The sequence below is a fragment of the Neisseria sp. WLZKY-1 genome (genome assembly GCF_046546535.1).
Lineage (GTDB): Bacteria > Pseudomonadota > Gammaproteobacteria > Burkholderiales > Neisseriaceae > Neisseria.
The window spans coordinates 1-364 of record NZ_JBKGTW010000137.1; the positions used below are offsets into that span (position 1 = coordinate 1).

Here is a 364-nt window from a genome sequence, read left to right on the forward strand (position 1 = left end):
TTAACCGCCAACTGACCGAAAAAGGCCTAAAAGTAGAGAAAGCATCCGCCGCCGTCATTGACGCCACCATTATTCAAACCGCCGGCAGCAAACAGCGTCAGGCTCTAGAAGTTGATGAAGAAGGACAAGTCAGCGGCCAAACCACACCGAGCAAAGACAAAGATGCCCGTTGGACAAAGAAAAACGGCCTCTACAGACTCGGTTACAAACAACATACCCGCACCGATGAGGAAGGCTATATCGGGAAACTGCACATCACCCCCGCCAATGTCCATGAGTGCAACCACCTGTCGCCTTTGTTGGAAGGTATTGCCGAAGGTACGACCGTCTATACCGATAAAGGCTATGACAGTAAGGAAAACCG

General features: G+C 50.8%; 1 protein-coding gene. It reads left to right on the forward strand.

Annotated elements, in window-relative coordinates:
- The coding region (locus tag ACLD9W_RS12550; RefSeq protein ID WP_410842305.1) for a transposase at positions 1 to 364 on the forward strand (364 nt) is incomplete at both ends.